Source organism: Ruegeria sp. CH6 (assembly GCF_056537005.1).
This window is the reverse complement of record NZ_JBQFQS010000001.1, coordinates 254,550-276,582: the sequence shown is the minus strand read 5'-3', so window position 1 is coordinate 276,582 and position 22,033 is coordinate 254,550. Positions and strand designations below refer to the sequence as shown.

Below are 22,033 nucleotides of genomic sequence, written 5' to 3'. Positions count from 1 at the left end.
CTGTCAGCCCATCTGGTTCAGCCAGTCGAAATCCCGGACCGAGATCACGCCCGAGATGATAATCCCTGCAATGATCGCCCAGATCACTACCGAGATACCGGTGGTGATCCACATCTTTTTCTTCAGGTGATGCACTTCTGGCGCCCCTGCATGGGTACCCGGAACAATCTCACCCAGATCGCCCTGCGTTTTGATCCGCACGGGCAACACAATCAACAAGGTCAGGAACCAGATTACGGCAAACAGGACCAGAGCTGCTGTAATCGTCATAGTCGGCCCTCCGGCTTAGGGGTTACACCTGCTCCAGTTCGACCAGGCAACCATTGAAATCCTTGGGGTGCAGGAACAGAACAGGCTTGCCATGCGCACCGATTTTCGGCTCTCCGGAACCAAGGACGCGCGCACCGGTTTCCTTGAGGTGATCGCGGGCGGCAATGATATCTTCAACTTCGTAGCAGACATGGTGAATGCCGCCAGCAGGGTTCTTTTCCAGAAACCCATTGATCGGGCTGTCATCGCCCAAGGGATACAGCAATTCGATCTTGGTGTTGGGCAGTTCGATAAACACCACGGTTACACCATGATCGGGCTCGTCCTGAGGCGCGCCAACTTTTGCGCCCAGCGCGTTGCGATACTGCTCGGAAGCCGCTTCAAGATCCGGAACGGCAATCGCGACGTGGTTCAGGCGACCAATCATGGAACTCTCCTCTGTTCAGCGTTGCTGGGGTTATGGGGGTTGCCCCGACAAAGGGCAAGTGCGCCAAATTGCCCATTAACCCTGTGTTAGCCAGAAGTTCCTAGCGTGAGGCATCTGCTGAACAGGAGTTTTGCCATGGACGATTCGGGCCCATTCGCCACCTCTCCCGCCCTTCCCAACGCTACCCGGCCGTTGCTGGGGCAGACCATCCTTGTCGTTGAAGACAGCCGATATGTTTGCGATGCAATGCGGCTGATGTGCATGCACAGCGGGGCAAGAATTCGCCGCGCGGATTGTCTGAAATCGGCACGCCGTCACCTTCAGATCTATCGCCCTTCCGTCATTGTCGTCGACATGGGGCTGCCCGATGGGTCTGGGGATGAGTTGATCACCGAACTGGATCAGGCAACTCCCCGGATCAGCGTCATTCTGGGAATGTCGGGTGATGACGGTACCGAAGCAGCAGCGATGAAGGCTGGTGCGGATGGGTTCCTCGCCAAGCCGCTGACGTCGCTTGCTTATTTCCAGAAGAGTATTCTGGAACTGCTCCCCGAAGATCGCCGCCCGGGGGGCCTCCATGCTGTGCGCGACGAGGTGATCCACCCAGATCCGATGGCCTACCAGGACGACATGGCACATATCGCTGACGTACTGACAGGTCCGACCGACAATCGCACGCTGGACTATGTGGCACAGTTCCTCAGGGCGGTCGCACGGGATGCCGAAGATATGGTTCTGGCTGAAGCCGCACAGCAACTGGCGGCATCACAGTCACGGGGCGCACCCGTTACCGCGCAGACCGCACGAGTAGCAGGTTTGGTGCAAAACCGGCTCAAACACCGGGAGGCCATCTAATATGACGATCGCTTATTTCATCACGGCCACCGTTCTGTGCCTGTGGCTTTACCGCCAGACCAGAAGCACGGCGCGGTCAATTCGCGACAACCGTCAAAGCGTGGACAACCCACTTGATTGAACCTCAAAGCAAAGGCTCTATCGATCTTAATCAGCAGGACTTGAGCTGCACAAAACAGAACCGCCCGCACGTGGCGGGCGGTCTGACTATCAGTCTTGTGGGATGATGCGAAGACCCAGTTCCATCAACTGATCCGAAGTCGGATCTGATGGTGCATCCATCATCAGGTCTTCGGCACGCTGGTTCATCGGGAACATCATGACCTCACGGATGTTGGCCTCATCGGCCAGCAGCATCACGATACGGTCGATACCTGCAGCACAGCCACCGTGTGGCGGCGCCCCGTAGTGGAACGCGTTGAACAAGGCACCAAAGCGGCTTTTGACCTCTTCTTCGCCATAGCCAGCCAGTTCGAAGGCCTTCAGCATAATCTCGGGCTTGTGGTTCCGGATCGCACCTGAAACCAGTTCGTACCCGTTACATGCCAGATCGTACTGATAGCCGCGCACATCCAGCGGATTGCCCTGCAGCGCCTCCATACCGCCTTGCGGCATCGAGAACGGGTTGTGCTCAAAATCAATCGCGCCGGTTTCTTCGTCCTGCTCATAGATCGGGAAATCCACGATCCAGGCAAAGGCAAAACGATCTTTTTCGGTGAGGTTCAGTTCCTCACCAATCACGTCGCGTGCCTTACCAGCAACCTTTTCAAAGGCTTTCGGCTTGCCGCCCAGGAAGAACGCCGCATCACCAACGCCCAGACCCAGCTGCTGACGGATCGCTTCAGTCCGCTCGGGGCCAATGTTCTTGGCCAGCGGGCCTGCCGCTTCCATCCCTTCGCCCTGATCGCGCCAGAAGATGTAGCCCATACCGGGCAGCCCTTCTTTCTGGGCGAAAGCGTTCATACGGTCACAGAATTTACGGCTGCCACCGGTTGGTGCTGGGATCGCGCGGATTTCGGTGCCTTCCTGCTCAAGCAATTTGGCGAATATCGCAAAGCCAGAACCACGGAAATGCTCAGACACAACCTGCATCTTGATTGGGTTCCGCAGGTCGGGCTTGTCGGTGCCGTACCAGAGCGCTGCATCCTTGTAGGAAATCTGCGGCCAGTCCTGATCAACTTTGCGGCCACCGCCGAATTCCTCGAACACACCGGTCAGAACCGGCTGGATCGTGTCGAACACGTCCTGCTGTTCCACAAAGGACATTTCGAGGTCAAGCTGGTAGAAATCGGTGGGCGAGCGGTCAGCACGCGGATCTTCGTCGCGGAAGCAAGGCGCAATCTGGAAGTACTTGTCGAAGCCCGACACCATGATCAGCTGTTTGAACTGCTGCGGAGCTTGCGGCAGCGCGTAGAACTTGCCCGGGTGCAAACGCGAGGGCACCAGGAAGTCACGCGCACCTTCGGGCGAGGATGCGGTGATGATCGGTGTCTGATACTCGCGAAAGCCCTGATCCCACATCCGTTTGCGCATGGATGCAACAACGTCCGAACGCAGGGTCATGTTCTGCTGCATCGCTTCACGGCGCAGGTCCAGATAGCGATAGCGCAGGCGAGTTTCCTCGGGGTATTCCTGATCGCCAAAGACCATCAGCGGCAGTTCGTCAGCGGCACCCAGAACTTCCAGTTCACGCACATAAACTTCGATCTCGCCGGTGGGCAATTTCGGGTTTACCAGCTCGGGATCGCGTGCCTTGACCGTGCCGTCGATGCGGATGCACCATTCGGAGCGGACCTTCTCCAGCTCGGCAAAGGCTGCGCTGTCGCCGTCGCACAGAACCTGCGTCACGCCAAAATGGTCGCGCAGGTCGATGAACAGCACACCGCCGTGATCTCGTACCCGATGCACCCAACCGGACAGGCGAACGGTTTCACCAACATTGGCGGCGGTCAGAGCGGCGCAGGTGTGGCTGCGATAGGCGTGCATGGATCATATCCCTTCGGGCGCAAAATTCGTCGCGCCGATACACCGCGATCGCCCGTAGAAGTCAAGGGTCCGCCGCTCTATCGCATGCGATGTTAAGCAAAAGGCAGACAAATTCTTATTTTTTGGTATGTTTTCCGCATAGTGAACTTGAATAGTTTTTCCCGGTTTACGGGAGCCAGGCCATTTTGAAAGGAGATGTTGGGCAAATGTGGCAAGCTATTTTCGATCGCATTTTGAGCGACTTCATCACCCGTGGGACGCTGCGGATCAGATACCCCGACGGGAGCGAACGCGAATATGGTGACGGGACTTCACCCGCGGCACAAATCTCGCTGCATGAAGCAGCTCTGCTGCCGCGCATGGTCAAGAACCCCGAGATGGCCTTTGGTGAAGGCTATATGGATGGTTCGCTGTCTATAGACGAAGGCGGTTTGGAAAACGCGATGCGGATTGCGATTCGCTCGGCAGCCGCAAACCCATTACCCATCGTTCAACGAATTCAGATGCGCGCCGAATACCTCATGCGCCCTCTGATCCAGCGCAATTCGGTGCCTCTGTCAAAACGCAATGTTGCGCACCATTATGACCTGTCGGATGATTTCTATCGTCTGATGCTGGATCCGGACATGCAGTATAGCTGTGCGTATTTTCAGACGTCGGACATGACGCTCGAGGAAGCGCAGAAGGCCAAGAAGGACCATATCGCCCGCAAGCTGTGCCTTGAGCCGGGGATGAGGGTTCTGGACATTGGTTGTGGTTGGGGTGGCCTCGCTCTGACACTGGCACAGAAGCACGGCGTTCAAGTCACCGGCCTAACACTGTCCGAAAATCAACACAGGACTGCAAACCAGCGCATTCAGGCGGCAGGCCTGCGCAAGCAAATTCAAATCCGGCTTATGGACTATCGAGAGGTTGAGGATCAGTTTGATCGCATCGTGTCCGTCGGCATGCTGGAACATGTGGGTGCACCCCAGTTTCAGACTTATTTCGACCGGATTTCCGATCTGCTGCATCCGGAAGGTGTTGCCCTGATCCATTCGATCGGGCGCAACGGTCCAGCCACCAATCAATCCCCGTGGCTGAGCAAGTATATCTTCCCGGGCGGCTATGTCCCGTCGCTAACCGAGCTGGTGGGCCCGGTATCGCGTACAGGGATGTGGCTTCTGGATATCGAGAGCCTTCGATTGCACTATGCAAAAACACTGCGGTGCTGGCGCGATCGGTTCGAGCACAATCTGGATCAGGTTCGTGCGATGTATGATGACCGGTTTATCCGGATGTGGCGGTTCTATCTGACGGCCTGCATTCTGGTTTTCGAGGAACGCGATCAGACTGTTTTCCAGTTGCAGCTTGGTCACAAACGAGATGCGGCGCCACTGACAAGAGATTACCTCTATCAGTCACCTCAGCCCATGCGTGATGCTGCAGAATAGCCGATCAACTCAGAATGGCCGTTGAACGTTGCCGGAATAAAAGAAAATGCCCAGACCGGCTGCAAAGATGATGTTGCCGGCGATAGCGTGCAACAGAACCGCGTAGAAGAATGACCCCCGCTTGCGATAGGCCCAGGAGAACAGAATCCCGCCAGCAAACGTCATCACTGCAACGATCCAGCTCCAGTACATCAGATGTGCGAATGAAAAGATCGCTGCGTTCAGTACATCCGCTGCGCGCCCCGTTGGCAGTATCCCGTGATACCGGCGGTAGAACAGTGGTCTGAATAGCAGCTCTTGCGGCAAGGCAGACAGCAACGGATAGCCAACCCAAATGAAGGCCAACATCTCCGGCCTATGGATCAGCAAAAAGAATGCCGCATCAGGGCGAGTCGCTTTGACCAACACGGTGCAAACGGCAGCCATTGCCACCGTGAACAGGATTACCTCTCGCCAGGACCAGTTTCGCCATCCATAGCGCAGTTCTGCCCACGAAAATCCCGGAGTGTTATGCAGCAGAATGATCCCAAGACCGGTGAATGCAAACAATGCCGGGAACATCCAGTTGGGTGGAAACAGCAAAGCGATCAACAGTGGCGCCGCGATGAAAAAAGCACCGAATTCCAGTCGCAACCGCATCTCAGGAACAGCGGCTCCGGTCAATTCCCCCTGTTCGCTCACTTTATTGCCAGCTCCACGCGGATCAGCCCCCTCAAGGAATTACCCATATGCACATTCTTCGCCTCATGCAGATCGGTCAAGGTCAGAGTCGCTTCGGTAACCTTTTCTGTTTCCAGCAATTCTTCGCGCAGAATACCGGGTAGCAAGCCTGACGAAAGTGGCGGTGTCAGCCAGCGCGCGTCTTGCATTTCCAGAAAGAGATTGGTTATCGAGCCTTCACAAAGCTCCTCCTTCTCGTTGAGGAACAGTAACTCATCCAAATCATCAGGCAGAGACGCCCGGGCCGTATCATAAATCGCCCGTCGGGTTGTCTTGTACCGCAGCCAAGGATCGGAAGAGTCCAACCGAATATCCGATATCCCAAGCCGCCAGACCGATGGGTTTTCAGCGAGGGGGCCGGTTGTGACTTCGTACTGTCCTGCCCTATCCAAGGTCAGCCTGCAGCGCAGGGGATCATTTCCGGATACCGTGTTCAACGCTTGGATCGCCAAGTCGGAGTCAAATGGAATGCCAAGTGCATCAGTTGACCGCGCCATACGCGCTAGATGCCGCTGCAACCGCACGAAACCTTGCTCAGGCCGAAAGGCCAAGGTTTCGATCAGGCGGAAATCAGGCTCAGTTGGTGGGCAAACCGGGCTTTCCATAGCGCTTCCTCATATTCGGACGGGGCTGTACTGTCCCACACAACGCCGCCACCCACATTCAGAGTGGCCTCGCCGTCTTCGACCATAAGCGTACGAATAGCGACGTTGAATTCAGACCTGCCGTCTGGTGCGGCCCAACCAATCGTGCCGCAATAGATATCCCGCGGCCATGGCTCAAGATCCGACAGAATCTCCATCGCACGAATTTTGGGCGCTCCGGTGATCGAACCGCAGGGAAACAGCGCGGTCAAAATGTCTGACAACCCGGCCCCTACCTGCAGTTGCGCCTGCACCAGTGACACCATCTGATGCACGGTGGCATAAGTTTCGACCTTGAACAGCTCAGGCACTTTAACCGTTCCTGGCAACGCAACCCGACTGATATCGTTGCGCAGCAGATCGACGATCATCAGATTCTCCGCCCGGTTCTTTTCATCCTGCGACAGAAACGCGCGACGCCGGGCATCCTCGGCCAAATCCTCGCTGCGTGGCTGCGTGCCCTTCATCGGGCGGGTTTCAATCCGACCATCGGCGTCGGTTCTGAAAAACAATTCCGGTGAACGGCTGAGGAGGTCGGGCAATCCATCCTGCTGAACCAGCGCACCGTGACCAACGCGCTGACTGGATGTGAGCGCCGAATAGAGAGACGCGCTGTCACCCTCAAGTTTCAGATCGATCGGAAAGGTCAGGTTAGCCTGATAAATATCCCCGGCCCCAATCGCATCGTGAACTGATTGGAAGGCTTTGGTATAGCGCGCTTCATCCCATCGGGGCTGAAATTCCGTAACGCCGGATGATCCTGAAGGCAAATCAAGCTTCGACGGCTGTTCGTACACGCCAAAACACAACAACGGTAGACGACGCCCTTCGGGCAGACGATCAGCAAGGCGGGTCTCCAGCACATAGCCAAGCTCATAACTGGCATATCCTGCCAGCCACTTACCCTGCGCACGCGCATCATCCAGCGCCGCCATAGCCTGGGGCACGTCTTCCGCAGTATCTGCGCGGATCACCTGAACAGGCCGATCAAAACTGGTTCCCGGCCCGGTCGGTCCCTGATCGAAACGAATACGCAATTGCTTCCTCATTTACCGTGTTGCGCGATATAGAGAATACGGTGTCGAGGGAAAGGGGGGAAAGCGGCAAATTCGCTCCTGTTTCCGATACCCCTTGAACCTTTTCGCGCTGTCCCTATAACGCACGACAATTTGGGCGCTTGGGCGGCGCCCGTGACTCGTGCAAAATCGAAGGGGCCAGGCCATGCCGAAGAGAACCGACATTCAGTCGATCATGATCATCGGGGCGGGCCCCATTGTCATCGGACAAGCCTGCGAGTTCGACTACTCAGGCGCACAAGCGTGTAAGGCGCTACGTGAGGAAGGGTACCGGGTTATCCTGGTGAACTCAAACCCGGCCACGATCATGACCGACCCCGGGCTGGCGGACGCCACCTATATTGAACCCATCACGCCCGAGGTTGTCGCCAAGATCATCGAGAAAGAACGTCCCGACGCCCTGCTGCCCACCATGGGCGGACAGACCGGCCTGAACACCTCGCTGGCGCTGGAAGAGATGGGTGTGCTGGAAAAGTTCGGCGTCGAGATGATTGGCGCCAAGCGTGATGCCATCGAAATGGCCGAGGACCGCGCCCTGTTCCGCGAAGCGATGGATCGCCTGGGTATCGAAAACCCCAAAGCCGAGATCGTGACGGCCCCCAAGGATGAGAGCGGAAAGAAAGACCTGGACGCAGGTGTAGCGCTGGCGCTGGATACGCTTGAAACTGTGGGACTGCCCGCGATTATCCGCCCTGCCTTTACGCTGGGCGGTACCGGTGGCGGCGTGGCCTATAACCGCGAAGATTATATCCATATTTGCCGTTCTGGCATGGATGCCTCACCCGTAGGCCAGATCCTGATCGACGAAAGCCTGCTGGGTTGGAAAGAATATGAGATGGAGGTGGTGCGCGACACCGCCGACAACGCCATCATCGTCTGTTCGATCGAGAACGTTGACCCGATGGGCGTGCATACAGGTGACTCGATCACCGTGGCCCCTGCCCTGACGCTCACTGACAAAGAATACCAGATCATGCGCAATCACTCGATTGCCGTGCTGCGCGAGATCGGTGTCGAAACCGGTGGTTCGAACGTGCAATGGGCGATCAACCCGGTCGATGGCCGGATGGTTGTGATCGAGATGAACCCGCGCGTCTCGCGGTCTTCGGCGCTGGCCTCAAAAGCGACCGGTTTCCCGATTGCCAAGATCGCGGCCAAGCTGGCCGTGGGCTATACGCTGGACGAGTTGGACAACGACATCACCAAGGTCACGCCCGCGTCGTTCGAGCCGACCATCGACTATGTCGTGACCAAGATCCCGAAATTTGCATTCGAAAAGTTCCCTGGCTCGGAACCCTACCTGACCACCGCGATGAAGTCGGTGGGTGAAGCCATGTCGATCGGCCGCACGATCCACGAATCGATGCAGAAAGCTCTGGCCTCAATGGAATCAGGTCTGACCGGGTTTGATGAGATCGAAATCCCCGGCCTAAACGTTGGCCTCTGGGAAGAGGCCAGTGACAAAGCTGCCGTGATCAAGGCGATCAGCCAGCAAACGCCTGACCGTCTGCGCACCATTGCACAAGCCATGCGCCACGGCCTTACCGATGACGAGATTTTTGGCGTCACCAAGTTCGACCCGTGGTTCCTTGCCCGTATCCGCGAGATCATCGAGGCCGAGCGTCAAGTCCGCAAACACGGCCTGCCAGTGACCGAGGACGGCATTCGCAAGCTCAAGATGCTAGGCTTCACCGATGCGCGTCTGGGCAACCTGACCGGCCGTGACGAGGACAACGTCCGCCGCGCCCGCCGCAATCTGGGCGTCAATGCCGTCTTCAAGCGTATCGACACCTGCGCAGCCGAGTTCGAGGCACAGACGCCGTACATGTACTCGACCTACGAGGCCCCGATGATGGGCGAGGTTGAGTGCGAAGCGCGCCCTTCCGACCGCAAAAAAGTAGTCATCCTTGGCGGTGGCCCAAACCGGATCGGCCAGGGCATCGAGTTCGACTATTGCTGCTGTCACGCCTGTTTCGCGCTGACCGAAGCCGGGTACGAGACCATCATGGTCAACTGCAACCCCGAGACGGTTTCGACCGACTATGACACCTCGGATCGCCTGTATTTCGAGCCGCTGACTTTTGAACACGTCATGGAAATCCTGACGAAAGAGCAGGAAAACGGCACGCTGCACGGTGTGATTGTACAATTCGGCGGTCAGACGCCACTGAAACTGGCGAACGCGCTGGAAGAAGAAGGTATTCCGATCCTCGGCACCACCCCGGACGCCATCGACCTGGCCGAAGACCGGGAACGCTTCCAGGCACTGGTCAACGAACTGGGCCTGAAACAACCAAAGAACGGCATCGCCTCGACCGATGAGCAGGCGCTGGAAATTGCCGACGAGATCGGCTTCCCGCTGGTGATCCGCCCCTCCTACGTTCTGGGCGGTCGTGCGATGGAAATCGTGCGCGATATGGACCAGCTGAAACGCTATATCAACGAAGCCGTGGTGGTTTCCGGTGACAGCCCCGTTCTGCTGGACAGCTATCTGGCTGGTGCGGTCGAGCTGGACGTCGATGCGCTGTGCGATGGCACCGATGTTCACGTTGCAGGCATCATGCAGCACATCGAAGAAGCTGGTGTGCACTCGGGCGACTCGGCCTGTTCACTGCCGCCTTATTCGCTGTCAAAAGAGATTCTTGGCGAGATCAAGGATCAGGCTTTCAAGTTGGCAAAGGCTCTCAACGTCGTTGGCCTGATGAACGTCCAGTTCGCGATCAAGGACGATGAGATCTTCTTGATCGAGGTAAACCCACGCGCTTCGCGGACTGTCCCATTCGTGGCCAAAGCCACCGACAGCGCGATTGCGTCGATTGCCGCGCGCGTGATGGCTGGTGAGAAGCTGTCGAACTTCCCAATGCGCCCAGCGTATCAGGAAGGTCAGGATACCAAGATCGCCGATCAGATGACGCTGGCCGATCCGGACATGCCGTGGTTCTCGGTGAAAGAGGCCGTGCTGCCTTTTGCCCGTTTCCCCGGCGTCGACACGATCCTCGGCCCTGAAATGCGCTCGACTGGTGAGGTCATGGGCTGGGATCGCGATTTCCCGCGCGCCTTCCTCAAGGCTCAGATGGGTGCCGGGATGGTACTGCCGTCTTCGGGTCGTGCCTTCATCTCAATCAAAGACGCGGACAAGACACCCGCAATGCTCGAAGCCGCACAAGTGCTTGCCGCACAAGGCTTCTCGCTGGTGGCAACCCGCGGGACCCAGACCTGGCTGGAACAACAAGGCGTCGCTTGTGATGTCGTCAATAAGGTCTACGAGGGTCGCCCGGACGTGGTCGACATGCTGAAAGATGGTCAGGTGCAGCTGGTGATGAACACCACCGAGGGTGCTCAGGCCGTTGAAGACAGCAAGGCGATCCGGTCCATCGCGCTCTATGACAAGATCCCCTACTACACCACGGCTGCAGCCAGCCATGCAGCGGCCCTGGCGATCAAGGCACAGGCCGAAGGGGATGTCGCGGTGAAATCCCTGCAGGGATAAATCCCATCATTGTCAGATGATCAAAGCCCCGGTTCCGCCGGGGCTTTTTTTGTTCTTCCACGACCAACCAAGGCGCCGCATGATTGCTACGTCAGTCAGGGAGAAAACCCGTGAAACTTTTCACCACCTACGGATCGAACAACCTGCCGCGAGCTATCCGTTTCTATGACGCAGTCTTCTCGGTCTTAGAACAACCGCGCCTGCCCGGATGGTCAGAAGGCTGGGCAGGATGGGGTACGGAACCCGATGAAGGAGTCGGATTCTGGATATGTGCCCCGTATGACGGAGTGCAAGCAAGCAACGGTAACGGTACAATGATCGCCTTTCCGGCAAAGGATGCGGGTCAGGTTCGCAGGTTCCACGAGGCCGGGCTGGCAAATGGTGGAACAGACGAAGGTGGACCGGGCGTCAGAGATCGGTATGAGCCTGATTTCTATGTGGCTTATCTGCGCGATCCGGATGGCAACAAGCTTTCTTGCTTTTGTTATCACTACGACCCGGAAAAAGATAAGGGCGGCTGAATCAGCCGCCCCTGTTTGTTCAGGCTGCCGCCAGTCTTCGTTTTTCCTCTCGCGAGAAAAAGATCATGTAGAAGACAGGGGCTGCGACCATAGTGAGGATCGTGGCAAAGGCCAGACCACCCATGATCGTCACCGCCATCGAGACAAAGAACGCGTCTGTCAGCAATGGCGCCATGCCAAGGATCGTGGTGATGGCAGCCAGCATGACTGGGCGCAGACGCGAGACCGAGGCTTCAATAATGGATTCGCGCAGGGGCTTGCCCGTTTCGCGTACCAGATCGATTTCCTCGACCAGAACGATACCGTTCTTGATCAGCATACCCGACAGGCTGAGCAGCCCCAGCAGAGCGGTGAAGGTAAAGGGAAGTCCTGTACCCAGCAGACCAATCACAACACCATTCACCGACATCGGCACCAGCAGCCAGATAATGATTGGCTGACGTATCGCGTTGAAAAGCAAAACGGAAATCAGCACCATGATCAGCAGGCTGAGCGGTAGCTGCTTACCCAGGCTTTCCTGCGCATCGCCCGAATCTTCGAACTCGCCACCCCACTCCATCTTGTAGCCAAGTGGGAGTTCCATATCCTCGATTGCACTGCGCACTTCGGAGTGAACCTGAGCAGCCGTCAATTCAGGCGGGATCTCTGCACCCACGGTGATCGTAAGCACCCGGTCACGACGATGAACCAGCGTATTGAGTGATTTGTACTCGAACCCATCCACCATTTGTTCGATTGGTACAAACTTCTGGGACTGGTCAGAATACACCACCTGATCGACGATCGAATAGTCTCCGTCCGCCGGACGGCGCAGGATGATCGGGATCAGGCGATCCCGCTCGCGCAGGACACCTCCGGTGATACCATCGGTTGAGAACTGCAGGGTGGCCGCGATATCTTCACGGGTCACACCGGCAGTCTGGGCGCGTTCGGTCGCGTAGATCGGCTGTACAGCCAGTTCCTGTTCGCGCCAGTCGTGGTGCACGTGCAGGGCATTCTCGGATGCCTCGGACATGCGCTGCACGGCCTCGTCAGCAAGCTGCCGCAACACAACCGGGTCGCTGCCCGAGAAGCGCGCCTGAATCGGATCACCACCACCGGGACCGAAAATCAGCCGCTTGGTGCGGAACTCACCTTCGGGGAACTGCGCCGAACCGAATGCGGCAAGATCAGCCTGCAGCGCCGGAATGTCATCCAGAGACTCTGTCCGGATAATCATGTGGCCGTAGCTGGGGTTGGGCTTTTCTGCTGCGTAGGTCAGCATGAAGCGTGTCGCCCCCTGCCCCACGAAGGTAGCGACGGAGACCACGTCATCACGCTCGGACAGCCATTCTTCGAACACGGCCATATCCTCGGCTGTACGCGCGATGGGCGTGCCCTGAGGCAGTTTGTAGTGAACAAAGAACAGCGGCGTATTCGAATTCGGGAAGAACTGCTGCTTCATCAGGCCAAAACCTGCGAAACAGACAACCGTGACCCCGACGAGACCCACAACAACCAGCCAGCGGAAACGCAAGGCCCAGCTCAGGATGCCCCCATACACACGGAACAGAATTCCGCCATAGGCATCTACCTCACCCTCTTTTCCCTGCTTGAAGAAGTAGTGACCCAGAAGAGGTGTCACCGTGATCGCAAGCACCCAGCTGAGCAGCAGTGAGATGCCGATAACCGCAAAGAGCGAGAACAGGAATTCGCCTGTTGCATCCGGGCTGAGGCCGATACCGGCAAAGGCCATGATGCCGATAACTGTCGCGCCTAGCAGCGGGACTTGTGTTTTCGACGCAACCTCTTCTGCCGCATCACGCGAGGACTTGCCGCGCAGCATCGAGATTTGCATCCCCTCGGCCACAACGATGGCGTTGTCCACGAGCATACCCATGGCAATGATCAGAGCGCCAAGCGAAATACGCTCCATCTCGATCGAGAACAGGGACATGAAGAGCAGCGTGCCGACCACTGTCAGCAACAGGGTCGAGCCCACTACAACAGCCGCGCGCCAGCCCATGAATATAGCGAGCACCAGAACAACGATTGCCACCGACATGGCGAGGTTCACGAGAAAATCGTTCGAGGCCTGCTCGACCACGACATGCTGCTGATAGATCGGCAGGATCTCGACGCCAAAGGGGATTTCATTGTCGAGCTCAGCGAACTTGGCATCTGCACGTTTGCCGACCTCGACAATGTTCTCAGTTGCAAGACCCGCAATCCCGAGGGTGAATGCTTCGGTCCCGTTGAACCGGATCATGATGTCGGGATCGTTCTGGCGACCGCGATAGACATCGGACATGTCGAACAGGTTGATGACCTGTCCCTGCGAACCAACCGACAATCCGGCAATGGCCGAAACACTGTCAGAGCCTTCCGCAGTCAGGATTGTTGTCCGGTCACTGTCGGATCGCAGCGAGCCTGATGCATTCACTGAGTCGGCATTGGCAATCGCCTCGTTGATCGCCTGCAGCGGTACGTTCTGGTTTACGGATATCGACAGGTCGGGTTCGACAAAAATCGCCTCATCCGGCAGGCCCTGCACTTCGACATCGGCAACGCCATCGACGGTCAGTAATTCCCGTCGCAGAAACGTTGCGAGCTCATGCTTTTCCGCATCCGAGAACCCTTCGGCCGTGACTGCGTAAAATAGGCCAAAGACGTCGCCGAACCCGTCGTTTACATAAGGAGTGCCGACGCCAGAGGGCAAACCACGTGCCGCATCTCGCACCTTGGCGCGCAGGCGAGTCCAGATGTCAGGCAGTTCAGAACCGTCATAGGTGGATTTGATTTCCACTTCGATCAGCGACTGGCCCGGCTGGTTGACTGAGGTGATGACATCCACCTCGCCCATTTGCTGGATAGCGGATTCCAGAGGCTCGGACACTTCCAGAGCCACTTGTTCTGCCGTCGCACCGGGATATTGAGTTGCAATGACCGCCTGTTTGATGGTGAAGGCTGGATCCTCGAGCCGCCCGAGGGACGAGAACCCCCAGATGCCTCCGAACAATGCGATCAGGATAACGAGCCAAGTGTAGATTGGCCGGTCTATAGACGCGCGCGCGATATTCATCTGTCCGCCCTTCAGTTCGCAAAGCCGCTAAAGCGGCGTACGGCCTGACCGTCGGTCAGAGTACCACCTCCGGCGACAACGATCTCATCCCCGTCGGACAAGCCCGACAGGACACGAACGTCGCCCGTTTGCGTCGGTTCGATCGTTACCGGAACGCGACGGATGGTGCCTTCCTCAGCGCCAACCGGGGAAAAGACCATCACGCCCAGCTCTCCGTCGGCGCCTGCAACGATTGCAGTGGCCGGGACGACGATGCCGGTGCGCTGATCCTGTACCTGTACATTCACTGTGACAGAGGACCCGGGAAGAATTTGCAAACCTTCCGGCGGGGTCAGGCCGAACTGGATGCGGAAAGTTTGGCCAACGCTGGAGGTTTCAGCGTCGAACTCACGAATCTCGAGCGGGAAGATTTGATCGCTGACAGGGAATTTAGCAGTGATCGTAATGTCATCCTGCTGGCCGGAGCGCTGGAACAGGATTTCAGGCACGTCCACCTCGATCCGCAGTTCGGACATGTCGTGGATCCGAACGATGGGGGTGCCGGCAGAGATGGTGGTGAATGCCTCGACCGCGCGGCTGGAGACCAGCGCATCGAATGGCGCGGTCAGAGTGGCATGCTCCAGCTCGTATTCTGCATCGCGCAGGGCAATCGCGGCTAGTTGAGCGTTGGTTTCGGCATCATCGACGGCGACCTGGCTGGCCGTTGTGCCACGCAGACGTGAAAGACGGGCGACGGTGCGGTCGGCCTGCTCTTTCTGCAGGCGGGCGCGGTCAAGCTGCAACTCGAACGGTTCCTGATCCAGGCTGGCGATCAGATCGCCCTTTGCGATCACGAACCCTTCGGTCACCGGCATATCAACGATTTGCCCTGCGACCTGAAAGGCCAGGTCAACCGTCTGGCGCGCGGCGACACGACCGAAGAACTGGCGCGAGAAACCTGGGGCTGTTTCACGTACCAGCATCAGTTTGACCGGTTTGGGGGTTTCTTGAGCGGCAATTGGTGATGCCAGAACGGCCAGAGCGAGGCCCAAAGACGTCAGGAGTTTCATTTCTTCAATCCCTCGGGAATTCCCGTTTTCAGTATGTTGTCTCTGATTTTGCGCGCCAGACGCGCGAATTCTGCGGTTTCTTCTGCGTTCAGGCCGGAGGCGGTCTGAAACAGCTCTCCGGCTACTGTCACCAGCATGTTGCGGGCTTCTTCGCCCTGCTCGGTCAGGACCAGCAGCCAGGCACGGCGATCTTCGGGATCACGCTGACGCGCGAGATAACCGGCCTCTTCCAGCGCATCTGCGGTGGCAGTGATGGTGGACGGCACGGTCAGCATGTCAGCCGCCAGAATGCCCATGCGCTTGGGCTGATCCAGCTTGATCAGCATGTGACATTCCTGATGGCTCAGGTCGGTTTCGATGCAATCAAAGCTCTCTTCGAGTTTCCAGTATAGCGCATAGACGCCCATCATCGCCTGAATCTCAGGCGTGAGGCGTCCTAGTCGGCTACTGATGTCATCCGGCATGGTGGGGCTCCATGGAAGTTAGGCGCCATATACTTCGAAATCTGAACTATTCAAGATGTGAAGTTGAAATCGGCAAAATACCCCATATTCCGTTAGGTAAACATCTCTTGATCAAATCCTGCGGTGACTGCATTTTGGGCAAATCCGAAACATTCAGGACCCGCCATGTATACGCCCGCCATCACCGGTACCGGTGTTTTCACGCCAGAGAACGTCATCACGAATGCAGAGCTTGTTCAGGCGTTCAACGCATATGCGGACAAGAAGAACACTGAAAACGCCGAGGCAATTGCCGCCGGACGCATGGAACCGATGCAACATTCCTCGGAGGAGTTTATCCTCAAGGCCTCGGGCATCGAAAACCGCTATGTGATGGACAAAACCGGCGTCCTTAACCCGGACATCATGTACCCCTCGTTACGTCAGCGTAATGATGACGAACCCGGGATCATGACCGAGATGGCGGTGGACGCCTGCAAAAAGGCTCTGGCACAGGCCGGACGCACGGCAGAAGATGTCGATCTGGTGATCTGCGCGGCCTCGAACCACGAACGCGCCTATCCGGCAGTTGCGATCGAAATACAGCAGGCGTTGGGCATCAACGGGTTTGGCTTTGACATGAATGTCGCCTGTTCATCCGCAACCTTTGGCATTCAGGCAGCTGCGGACATGGTCCGATCCGGCTCAGTTCGTTCGGCACTTGTGGTGAATCCCGAGATCTGCTCGGGCCATCTGGAATGGCGCGACCGCGATTGCCACTTTATCTTTGGGGATGTGGCGACGGCCACCTTGATCGAACGGATTGAAAATGCAGATGGTCCGCATTTCGAAATCCTGTCGACCCGCTGCGCCACTGAGTTTTCGAACAACATTCGCAACAACAACGGATTTCTGCGTCGCTCACGCCCGGACGGTATGATCGATCGCCGTGACATGCAGTTCATGCAGAACGGCCGCAAGGTGTTCAAGGAAGTGCTGCCAATGGTCAGCCGCCACATCAGTGATCACATGGACGCCGAAGGTGTCGAGAGCGGCGATCTGAAGCGGCTTTGGCTACATCAGGCGAACAAGACGATGAACGATTTCATCGGTAAAAAAGTTCTGGGCCGCGAACCCGAAGCAGGTGAGCAACCCAATATCCTGCAGGATTATGCCAACACCTCTTCTGCCGGGTCGATCATTGCGTTTTCCAAACATTCAGATGATCTTCAGGAAGGTGATATCGGCCTGATCTGCTCGTTCGGAGCGGGTTATTCTGTGGGCTCCGTGATCGTCAAAAGGCATAAATAGGCCAAAGTTCTCAGACATTCTGAATCAACCTAAGGTACGGCGCGTACGTGTCGCGCCATACCTTTCTGCAACCTGATCTCAAGCTTTCTTCAGAAAATCCAAATCGTCTCTTAATTCCCGGTCGCCATGTGAACCCAATGCAATAATGCATATTGGTTCACGCTGCGTAAGGAGAGTTGCGCCATGCGAAAGAGTACGAGAGCTGGAATGGCCGCATTGGTTGCTGCACCGTTCCTTGGGTTAACAGCAGCCGGTAGCGCAATGGCCCAACCAGAGGTTTGCGATGCACGAACCGCACGCATCGCGGCAAACGCCGGTGACTACGCAACGATGTGTGAGTGTACGCATGTCACACCAAGCTTCCTGAAGCGCCTTCAAAAACGCTCGGATTTCGAAACCACCCTATTGAACACTGGGCAAATGTGCCCCGGACTCGCAGGATTGCTGAGCGACCTGCCGACGGCATCCATCAATAGCCCTTCGAGCTTTGAAGGGCGTGAGACCGATTTCGCGGAGTTTGGTTCGTCGACCGAATTTGATTCGGGGTCAGACAACAACGGAGGAAACCCCGGTAACGGCGAAGGTAGTGACGCCCCCGGTGGCGGGGGTGGAAATAATAACCCCGGCAATGGCGGTGGCAATGATGGTCCCGGTAACGGTGGTGGCAACGATGGTCCCGGTGACGGCGGCGGAAACGATGGCCCCGGTGACGGTGGCGGCAATGACGGTCCCGGTGATGGCGGCGGTAACGATGGCCCCGGTGACGGTGGCGGCAATGACGGTCCCGGTGATGGCGGCGGAAACGACGGTCCCGGTGACGGTGGTGGAAACGACGGTCCCGGTGATGGCGGCGGAAAAGGTGGCGGCAAAGGCGGTGACGGCGGTGGCAAGGGTGGCCACGGCGGAGGCAAAGGCGGTCACGGCGGTGGAAAAGGTGGCGACGGCAAAGGTGGTCATGGTGGCGGTAAAGGCGGCCACGGTGGCGGCAAGGGCAATCGTTGATCGCAACCGCCACGATTGGGGGCACCAGATGTGCCCCCACTGCCCAATTCGGCAATGACGAACCGAAAACAAGTAATCGATAGCTTTTCTGGGCAAGCCCTGCCTGCAGCATGGCCGTTGATCAGGCGCCCGATCGATCGAGCACGAGAATTTCAACGTGGTCTGCCGCTGTTTTGCCCCTGTACGAAAATGGTCAGGGAACCCACATGAGGTGTACGAGGATTCAGCCATACCCATTTGGGCAAGGCTGAATTGTCAGCTTACGCTTTCTTCCTCGAGATGCAGCTTCATCTCGATCAGGACCTGCTGCAACATGCTGGTTTCCTTCAGCAGGCGCTTGGCCTCGTTCACCGTGATGATACCGTCCTCAATCGCGGCCTGATACTCGGTCATTAGCATCGCGAACCTCTGACTGAGAGCGATGACATCAGAATTCACACCGCCTGTACGCGGTGCTTCCGTGTTTCTACCATCATATGACAGCGTGATGTTCTTGAGATCAGCCAGCGCCGAAGTCACATGCGGATAGGTCGCTACCGCCTCGAGCCGGGCGACGGCATCAACTGGCATAAACCTGTCGGCATGTTCGGCATTGTCGGAATAATATCTGCCTAGCGTTGCTTTGGATTTTCCGGTGATCTCGCACGCGGCTTCGATTCCGACATCCTTAACCAATGCTTCGGTGTGTTTTTTCAGATAGGCCCCGATATCTGCCATGTTCGTACCTTTGTTACCTGCGATGCCCTTTCCATCTACTCTTGCGGGGGAAAGGGCGGGAAAATTTCCCATACTCGATTCATAATTGAAATGTCATACATTGGCTATCCCTCAGATAAACGAGGGCTTTTGTGAGTGAGTGGCGGCAGTTCATGCCGGTAACGAGTGATTGCAAGGCAGTATTTAAGCCTTGCGCTGTTTTGGCCATATGTTGGCCGACGGCGCCGCTGTTGTGGAAGCGGGGGTATCCATCCCCAAGAGCATCAGCTCGGCCTCTGCGACCGCGACGGCGGCGTCGCTTGGACCAGTTACATTGATCACTTGCCCGATTGGTTTCAGCAATTTAGACCCGCGCCATGGCAAAGCTTTACTTTAACTACTCGACCATGAATGCGGGCAAGTCGACCGTGTTGTTGCAGGCCTCGCACAACTATCGCGAGCGCGGCATGGATACTTACCTGATGACCGCCGCGATCGATGGGCGTGCTGGAGCCGGTCGGATCGCATCCCGCATCGGAATCTCGGCCGAGGCAGATACGTTCCTGCCCGAAGATGACGTGTTTTCCATGATCGATTCCCGGCTGAAGCAGGGGCCCGTGGCTTGTGTCTTTATCGACGAAGCCCAGTTTCTGTCAGAAGAACAGGTCTGGCAACTGGCACGGGCCGTGGATGATCTGAAAGTGCCCGTACTGGCCTATGGGCTGCGCGTCGATTTTCAGGGCAAGCTGTTCCCCGGCTCTGCTGCGCTGCTTGCGCTGGCCGACGAGATGCGCGAGGTCCGGACCATCTGCAAATGCGGTCGTAAGGCAACCATGGTGATTCGCCAGGACGAGAACGGCAATGCCATCACCGAAGGGGCTCAGGTGCAGATCGGCGGGAACGAGACCTATGTCTCGCTCTGCCGCAAACACTGGCGTGAGGCGGTCGGGATTTAGACCGGATTGGGCAGCGGCCGCCCGGCGACAAAGGCCACAACGTTATCCAACGCCATATGGCCCATGTCGGTGCGCACCTCTTCGGTCGCAGTGCCCAGATGAGGCAGCAGCGTGACGTTCTCCATCTCTCGCAACACCTGTGGGACAGTGGGTTCGAATTCATAGACATCAAGTCCCGCCCCCGCGATCTCACGCGCCTGCAGTGCGGTGATCAGGGCAGATTCGTCCACAACTTCGCCCCGGGCAATGTTGATCAGAATGCCCGTGGGTTTCATCGCTTCAAGCACGGGCGCGTTGATCAGATGCCGCGTCTCGGCACCGCCGGGAACAGCCAGAACAAGGAAATCGACCGCAGCGGCAAGTTCAAGCAGATCGGGCATGTAGTCTGCATTAAAGTCGAGCTCTTTTCGACTGCGCGCCAGATAGGCGACCTGCATTTCGAAACCGAAATGACAGCGCCGGGCAATGGCCTGCCCAATCCGACCCATGCCGACGATTCCGACCCGTTTGCCGGTCACGTGATGACCCAGCATCTGCGTCGGGTGCCAGCCCTGCCATTCGCCAGAGCGAACCAACCGTTCCCCCTCGCCCGCGCGCCGTGCAGTGGACAACAACAGGGTCATGGCGATGTCGGCTGTGGCGTCGGTCACTGCTCCGGGCGTGTTGGTTACCTGCACACCGGCCTTATGCGCGGCATCGACATCAATGTGATTGTAGCCAACACCGAAATTGGCGAACAATTTGCAGCGCGGTGACGGAACCTCGGCAAATACCTGATCTGAAAACTGATCACCCAGAGTTGGAACCACGATGTCGAACTCGGACAAAGCGCGCAGCATCTCGTCATGGTTCAAAGCCGCCGTTGATTCGCGAATTTCCACGTCGAAATCCGCTCGTGCACGTGCTTCGACCGCAGGCGTCATCGGTCGCGTAATCCAGAGCTTCATCAGTGCATCCTTCCGCCTACAGGAACCTTGCCATCAGGTCCGATCAGAACGATTTCACCCTTCTCGTCCGGCAGGCCCAGTACCAGAACCTCGGACATGAACTTGCCGATCTGGCGCGGTGGGAAGTTCACCACGGCCATCACCTGCTTGCCCACCAATGTGGAGGGGTCGTAATGCGCGGTGATCTGCGCGGATGTCTTGCGCTCACCAATGTCGCCACCGAAATCGATCCACATCTTGATCGCAGGCTTCCTGGCCTCAGGATATGGCTCGGCGCGGGTAACCTCGCCCACACGGATGTCGACCTTGAGAAAGTCGTCAAAGGAAATCTCACTCACGCGACAGCTCCTTGGATCGGTTGGTTGCGGCTTTGACAGCGCGATGCAGCAGATCGGGAAAGCCCTTTTCCTCATGCATCAGCACTTCGAGCGCAGCCTGAGTCGTCCCGTTTGGCGAAGTTACATTGACCCGCAACTGAGACGGGTCCTCTTCTGCAGCCATGGCCAGCGCCCCTGCCCCGGCGACGGTGGATTTTGCCAGCTTCATCGCCAGCTCGTGTGACAGGCCGTGCGCCTCGCCCGCCTTGGCCAGAGATTCGATGAGGTGGAATACATAAGCCGGACCGGATCCGCTGAGACCCGTTACAGCATCCATCTGCGCTTCATCCGAAAGACGAACAGTTTCGCCGATGGCCGAAAGCAGGTTTTCCGCAAGCGTCAGGTCATCATCGGAGGCACTCTCGTTGCCAATCAGCGCCGTGATCCCCTGACGAATCGCAGCAGGTGTGTTGGGCATCGCCCGGACAATTGGCGTATCCTCCCCCAGAACGCTTTCAAATGTCGCCAGTGAGGTTCCCGCAGCGATAGATACGAACAGGCTGCCACCACCGCCCAGCGCCTGAATGGCCGGCAGCGCTTCGCCCATCATCTGCGGTTTGACCGCAACGAGGACGACAGCGGGGGCTTCGGGCAGTGGCGTGTTGATATTGACGCCCTGCTCTTTCAGCCAATCGGAAGGGAATGGGTCAATCACCCAGACGGATGCGGCGGGCAGACCGTGATCCAGCCAACCCGCCAACATTGCGGACCCCATCTTACCGCATCCCAGAAGCACAAGCCCCTGCTCGGCGACACGTGACATGTCCAT

Annotated in this window: 20 protein-coding genes; 7 read left to right on the top strand and 13 right to left on the bottom strand. The window is 57.5% G+C overall.

All coding sequences use genetic code 11. From position 1 onward, the window contains the following. Nucleotides 1-3 precede the first annotated feature (3 nt). Together ACR0CW_RS01430 and mce are read right to left on the bottom strand one after the other, a co-directional pair. Entirely contained in the window at nucleotides 4-270 is a 267-nt protein-coding gene (locus ACR0CW_RS01430) for a DUF1467 family protein (RefSeq protein WP_155145482.1), read from the bottom strand. 22 nt (nucleotides 271-292) lie between these two features. Then, nucleotides 293-697: a methylmalonyl-CoA epimerase gene (gene mce, locus ACR0CW_RS01425; protein ID WP_109313240.1), complete on the bottom strand. Its 405-nt coding sequence runs from the start codon at nucleotides 695-697 to the stop codon at nucleotides 293-295. Nucleotides 698-832: 135 nt separating this feature from the next. On the opposite strand from mce, the gene ACR0CW_RS01420 reads away from it, so the two are divergent. Next, nucleotides 833-1,552: a response regulator gene (locus ACR0CW_RS01420; protein WP_480786570.1), complete on the top strand. Its 720-nt coding sequence runs from the start codon at nucleotides 833-835 to the stop codon at nucleotides 1,550-1,552. Between the two features lie 210 nt (nucleotides 1,553-1,762). Here the strand turns inward: ACR0CW_RS01420 and aspS are convergent, their stop codons facing one another. Further along, on the bottom strand, nucleotides 1,763-3,538 hold the full coding sequence (aspS, locus tag ACR0CW_RS01415; protein WP_480786569.1) for an aspartate--tRNA ligase: 1,776 nt from the start codon (nucleotides 3,536-3,538) through the stop codon (nucleotides 1,763-1,765). Between the two features lie 206 nt (nucleotides 3,539-3,744). Here aspS and ACR0CW_RS01410 point away from each other — a divergent pair, with 206 nt between their 5' ends. Beyond that, entirely contained in the window at nucleotides 3,745-4,971 is a 1,227-nt protein-coding gene (locus tag ACR0CW_RS01410) for a class I SAM-dependent methyltransferase (protein WP_480786568.1), read from the top strand. A gap of 9 nt (nucleotides 4,972-4,980) precedes the next feature. On the opposite strand, the gene ACR0CW_RS01405 is transcribed toward ACR0CW_RS01410, so the two are convergent. The 3 genes from ACR0CW_RS01405 to ACR0CW_RS01395 are packed head-to-tail and all read right to left on the bottom strand — an operon-like array spanning nucleotide 4,981 to nucleotide 7,384. Further along, nucleotides 4,981-5,652, bottom strand: coding sequence for a CPBP family intramembrane glutamic endopeptidase (locus ACR0CW_RS01405; RefSeq protein ID WP_480786567.1), 672 nt, complete (start codon nucleotides 5,650-5,652; stop codon nucleotides 4,981-4,983). Further along, a complete protein-coding gene (locus ACR0CW_RS01400) occupies nucleotides 5,649-6,296 on the bottom strand; it encodes an aminotransferase class IV family protein (RefSeq protein ID WP_480786566.1) in 648 nt (215 codons plus the stop codon). Before ACR0CW_RS01400 ends, ACR0CW_RS01405 begins: the two co-directional genes overlap by 4 nt. Next, nucleotides 6,251-7,384, bottom strand: coding sequence for an aminodeoxychorismate synthase component I (locus tag ACR0CW_RS01395; protein ID WP_480786565.1), 1,134 nt, complete (start codon nucleotides 7,382-7,384; stop codon nucleotides 6,251-6,253). Before ACR0CW_RS01395 ends, ACR0CW_RS01400 begins: the two co-directional genes overlap by 46 nt. A 172-nt stretch (nucleotides 7,385-7,556) precedes the next feature. Here ACR0CW_RS01395 and carB point away from each other — a divergent pair, with 172 nt between their 5' ends. Beyond that, on the top strand, nucleotides 7,557-10,901 hold the full coding sequence (gene carB / locus ACR0CW_RS01390; protein ID WP_480786564.1) for a carbamoyl-phosphate synthase large subunit: 3,345 nt from the start codon (nucleotides 7,557-7,559) through the stop codon (nucleotides 10,899-10,901). Nucleotides 10,902-11,011: 110 nt separating this feature from the next. After that, the gene (locus ACR0CW_RS01385; protein WP_480786563.1) at nucleotides 11,012-11,422 is read left to right on the top strand and encodes a VOC family protein; all 411 of its coding nucleotides are present in this window, start codon (nucleotides 11,012-11,014) and stop codon (nucleotides 11,420-11,422) included. Between the two features lie 19 nt (nucleotides 11,423-11,441). Here ACR0CW_RS01385 and ACR0CW_RS01380 read toward each other — a convergent pair whose 3' ends face one another. Genes ACR0CW_RS01380 through ACR0CW_RS01370 form a run of 3 tightly spaced genes read right to left on the bottom strand, consistent with a single transcriptional unit; the run spans nucleotide 11,442 to nucleotide 15,996 of the window. Further along, the gene (locus tag ACR0CW_RS01380) at nucleotides 11,442-14,483 is read right to left on the bottom strand and encodes an efflux RND transporter permease subunit (RefSeq protein WP_480786562.1); all 3,042 of its coding nucleotides are present in this window, start codon (nucleotides 14,481-14,483) and stop codon (nucleotides 11,442-11,444) included. Between the two features lie 11 nt (nucleotides 14,484-14,494). After that, complete coding sequence (locus ACR0CW_RS01375; protein WP_170331453.1) at nucleotides 14,495-15,532, bottom strand: efflux RND transporter periplasmic adaptor subunit; 1,038 nt, start codon at nucleotides 15,530-15,532, stop codon at nucleotides 14,495-14,497. Then, nucleotides 15,529-15,996 (bottom strand): MarR family winged helix-turn-helix transcriptional regulator, encoded by a 468-nt coding sequence (locus tag ACR0CW_RS01370; protein ID WP_155145503.1) that lies wholly within the window; start codon nucleotides 15,994-15,996, stop codon nucleotides 15,529-15,531. The genes ACR0CW_RS01375 and ACR0CW_RS01370 overlap by 4 nt, the downstream gene beginning before the upstream one ends. Nucleotides 15,997-16,161: 165 nt before the next feature. On the opposite strand from ACR0CW_RS01370, the gene ACR0CW_RS01365 reads away from it, so the two are divergent. Together ACR0CW_RS01365 and ACR0CW_RS01360 are read left to right on the top strand one after the other, a co-directional pair. Continuing rightward, entirely contained in the window at nucleotides 16,162-17,286 is a 1,125-nt protein-coding gene (locus ACR0CW_RS01365) for a beta-ketoacyl-ACP synthase III (RefSeq protein ID WP_480739619.1), read from the top strand. 183 nt (nucleotides 17,287-17,469) lie between these two features. Continuing rightward, nucleotides 17,470-18,288 carry a hypothetical protein gene (locus ACR0CW_RS01360; protein ID WP_480786561.1) on the top strand — a complete coding sequence of 273 codons (819 nt, stop codon included), beginning with the start codon at nucleotides 17,470-17,472 and terminating at the stop codon, nucleotides 18,286-18,288. Nucleotides 18,289-18,543: 255 nt separating this feature from the next. Here the strand turns inward: ACR0CW_RS01360 and ACR0CW_RS01355 are convergent, their stop codons facing one another. Then, complete coding sequence (locus tag ACR0CW_RS01355) at nucleotides 18,544-19,005, bottom strand: hypothetical protein (RefSeq protein ID WP_155137288.1); 462 nt, start codon at nucleotides 19,003-19,005, stop codon at nucleotides 18,544-18,546. Between the two features lie 356 nt (nucleotides 19,006-19,361). Here ACR0CW_RS01355 and ACR0CW_RS01350 point away from each other — a divergent pair, with 356 nt between their 5' ends. After that, on the top strand, nucleotides 19,362-19,940 hold the full coding sequence (locus tag ACR0CW_RS01350; protein WP_155137246.1) for a thymidine kinase: 579 nt from the start codon (nucleotides 19,362-19,364) through the stop codon (nucleotides 19,938-19,940). Here ACR0CW_RS01350 and ACR0CW_RS01345 read toward each other — a convergent pair. From ACR0CW_RS01345 to proC, 3 genes are read right to left on the bottom strand one after another with little or no spacing between them, the layout of a single operon-like run. After that, complete coding sequence (locus tag ACR0CW_RS01345) at nucleotides 19,937-20,887, bottom strand: 2-hydroxyacid dehydrogenase (protein ID WP_480786560.1); 951 nt, start codon at nucleotides 20,885-20,887, stop codon at nucleotides 19,937-19,939. The two genes, ACR0CW_RS01350 and ACR0CW_RS01345, sit on opposite strands and share 4 nt — an antisense overlap. After that, entirely contained in the window at nucleotides 20,887-21,225 is a 339-nt protein-coding gene (locus ACR0CW_RS01340; RefSeq protein ID WP_368669505.1) for a tRNA-binding protein, read from the bottom strand. The genes ACR0CW_RS01345 and ACR0CW_RS01340 overlap by 1 nt, the downstream gene beginning before the upstream one ends. After that, entirely contained in the window at nucleotides 21,218-22,033 is an 816-nt protein-coding gene (proC, locus tag ACR0CW_RS01335; RefSeq protein ID WP_480786559.1) for a pyrroline-5-carboxylate reductase, read from the bottom strand. Before proC ends, ACR0CW_RS01340 begins: the two co-directional genes overlap by 8 nt.